The organism is Pseudoroseomonas cervicalis ATCC 49957 (genome assembly GCF_000164635.1).
Classification (GTDB): domain Bacteria; phylum Pseudomonadota; class Alphaproteobacteria; order Acetobacterales; family Acetobacteraceae; genus Pseudoroseomonas; species Pseudoroseomonas cervicalis.
Genome location: NZ_GG770778.1, coordinates 243,761 through 246,482, shown reverse-complemented (window position 1 = coordinate 246,482; position 2,722 = coordinate 243,761). Strand labels below are relative to the sequence as shown.

4 protein-coding genes are annotated in these 2,722 nt (G+C 71.7%); 1 reads left to right on the top strand and 3 read right to left on the bottom strand.

The window, feature by feature from the left end:
• Positions 1-135: 135 nt before the first annotated feature.
• The 3 genes from HMPREF0731_RS08470 to phaR form a co-directional block, all read right to left on the bottom strand.
• Positions 136-903 carry a metallophosphoesterase family protein gene (locus tag HMPREF0731_RS08470; RefSeq protein WP_007003663.1) on the bottom strand — a complete coding sequence of 256 codons (768 nt, stop codon included), beginning with the start codon at positions 901-903 and terminating at the stop codon, positions 136-138.
• A gap of 146 nt (positions 904-1,049) precedes the next feature.
• A complete protein-coding gene (locus HMPREF0731_RS08465) occupies positions 1,050-1,484 on the bottom strand; it encodes a helix-turn-helix domain-containing protein (RefSeq protein WP_007003662.1) in 435 nt (144 codons plus the stop codon).
• A gap of 206 nt (positions 1,485-1,690) precedes the next feature.
• The gene (gene phaR / locus HMPREF0731_RS08460; protein WP_007003661.1) at positions 1,691-2,296 is read right to left on the bottom strand and encodes a polyhydroxyalkanoate synthesis repressor PhaR; all 606 of its coding nucleotides are present in this window, start codon (positions 2,294-2,296) and stop codon (positions 1,691-1,693) included.
• A 159-nt stretch (positions 2,297-2,455) separates the two neighbouring features.
• On the opposite strand from phaR, the gene HMPREF0731_RS25170 reads away from it, so the two are divergent.
• On the top strand, positions 2,456-2,722 hold a 267-nt coding region (locus HMPREF0731_RS25170; RefSeq protein ID WP_040612569.1), incomplete at its 3' end, for a hypothetical protein.

Sequence of the window (2,722 nt, the reverse complement as noted above, 5' to 3'; positions counted from 1 at the left end):
CTATCCGCGCAGCTACCCGGCGCCGGAACGCCCGCAGGGCGTGGCTCCCGCCCAGACTCCCGCCCAGACCCCGGCGGCGCCGCGCCCCTGAGCCTTGGAAGGCGGGGCCGGCAGGGCCCCGGCTGCCGCGCCGCCTCAGCCGGCGGGGTCGATGCAGCCGGTCTCCAGCGCCGCCGCCCATTCCGCCCGGCCGGCGGCGAGGGCGAGGGCCACCATGCGGCTTCTGTCATAGGGCACGTGGCGGAAGCTGACCCGCCAGCCCTGCCCCGCCTGCTCCAGCACGGCGTAGCAGGCATCCGGCAGGCCGGACTGCATGACATGCGGCGGGTCGTCATCGACATAGCCGGGGCAGCCGACGCTGCCGGGATTGACCAGCAGCCGCCCTTCCGACAGGCGCAGCGCGCGCGGCGTGTGGCTGTGCGCGCAGAGCAGCAGCGGGAAGCCGAGCCCGCCCGCCTCGGCCTCGATCTCCGCCAGCCGGCGGCGGCCGGTGCGGCCATCCTCACGCACCTCCTCCATCCAGTAGGCCAGGTCGCTTTGCGGGGTGCCGTGGCAGAGGAAGACCTCGCTGCCCAGCCAGGCGGTGGCGGGCAGGCCGCGCAGCCAGTCGCGCTGCGCCGGGGAGAGCTGGTCATGCGCCATGCGGTCGGAGCCACCCATGGCCTCCGGCGCCCTCTCGGTCACCCAGCGGTCGTGATTGCCGCGCAGGCAGAGCATGCCCGGCCGCGCCATCAGCATCTCGGCGGTTTCGGCCGCGGCCAGCGGGCCGCTCACATGGTCGCCGAGATTGAGGATGGTCTCCAGGCCGAGCGCGTCGATATCGGCCAGCACGGCGGCCAGGGCGTCGGCATTGCCATGCACATCGGCGATCACGGCGAGGCGCCGGGGAACAATGCGGGTCATGGCGCCAGGGTCGCAGGGCGGCGCCGCACTGTCCACCACCGGAGGAGGGTCAGAAGGAGGCTGCCATGCCCCGCCGCGGGCCACAGGCCCCCGGGTTTTTCCCAGGGGGTTTTCCGGGGGGGGGCTTGTCCCGAGGGGTGGGCGCCTCAATCCAGCGGGCGGCCCTGGGACTGGGCGGCCAGGGCGCGGGCCATCTGGCTCAGCGCCTCCTGGTGCCGCTCATTGTCGATCAGGGCGAAGTTGCGCGCCAGTTCGAGGCACATGCGCTGCCGCACGCCGAGCGGCTGGGTGCTGCCATCCTCGTCCAGCCCCTCGAAGAACCAGGAGACGGGGACGGCCAGCACGGTCGCGATCTCGAACAGCCGGCCGGCGGAGATCCGGTTCAGCCCGCGCTCATATTTGTGCGCCTGCTGGTAGGTGACGCCGATCATGCTGGCCAGCTGCTGCTGGGACAGCCCGAGCATCAGACGCCGCTCCCGGATCCGCATGCCGACATGCCGGTCCGCTTGGCGCGCGCGTTGGGTGGAGGAATCTTCCGACTCGTCCCCGCCGGGGACGCGGTCGGCGTCGCTGTCAGCCATGCTCTGCCCTGCCAGATGGTTGGTGGTTCAACCTGAAATAGTATTACAGACTTTGCAGTTTATCGCCATTCGCTATCGCAAAGTTAACAACTCCGTGATCGGGGAGTTGCGGCGCCTTGCGCGCATCACGCTTGCGTCAATCTGCCAGGGATTGGCCGCTGCGCGGCGGCGGGAAGCGCCGCCCGGGCAGGGCGGGCGGCGCGGCGTCAACCCTTCTGGCGCTGCAGCTCGGCCATCTGCTGGCGCAGCTGGCGCAGCTCGGCCTTCAGCTCGGCCACCTCGGCGCTGTCCTCGGCCGAGGGCTGCGCGGCGGCGCCGCCGGGCTTCGCGCCGAAGGGGCTGAACAGCGACATGGCGCGCTCCATCATCGCCATGTTCTGCTTGCCCACCTCCTCCAGCCCGGCCAGCGGGTTGAAGCCGCCCATCGCCTGCTCGACCGAGGCCCGCATCTGCTCCTGCTGCCGGGCGAAGCTGCCCATCGTGGCCTCCAGGTAGCGCGGCACCAGGGATTGCAGGCTGTCGCCATAGAAGCCGATCAGCTGGCGCAGGAAGGGGGTGGGCAGCAGGTTGCGGCCCTTCGCCTCCTCCTCGACGATGATCTGGGTCAGCACGCCACGGGTGATGTCGTCGCCCGACTTGGCGTCGTAGACAACGAAGTCGCGCCCCTCGCGCACCATGCGGGCCAGATCCTCCAGCGTGACGTAGGAGGAGGCCTCGGTGTTGTAGAGCCGCCGGTTGGCGTATTTCTTGATGACGACCGTGGGCTTGCCCGGCTCCTCGGCCGCGGGCTGCTGCTTCGCCTGTTCCGCCACTGGTCCCTCCCATCCCGCGTTTCGTGGTCGCGGCGACGCTAGCACGCGCCATGATGCGGTGCGAACAGAGTTGCGTGCCCTTCCTTGCCGCGCCCGGGGCGCTATGTTCCGGCCTTGCCGCGCCGCGGTGCAGCAACAGGGACGCACACGGGACAGGGCATGGCAGGGGCCGAGAAGGATCCGCCGCACGACGCCGGGCCGGGCACGCCGCCGGGCGCCGAGGGGCTAGAGACGCTGGCAGAGGATTGGATCACGCTGTGGCAGAGCGAGATCACGGCATGGGCGGCCGATCGCGAACTGGCCGAGGCCTGGTCGAGCTGGGCCGCGCTGGGCGCCGCCTGGCTGCGCGCCGCCAGCACCCCGCCGCCCTCCCGCGCCTTCGCCCCGTCCCCCTTCCCGCCCGGCTTCGGCCAGGCGCCCTTCGCC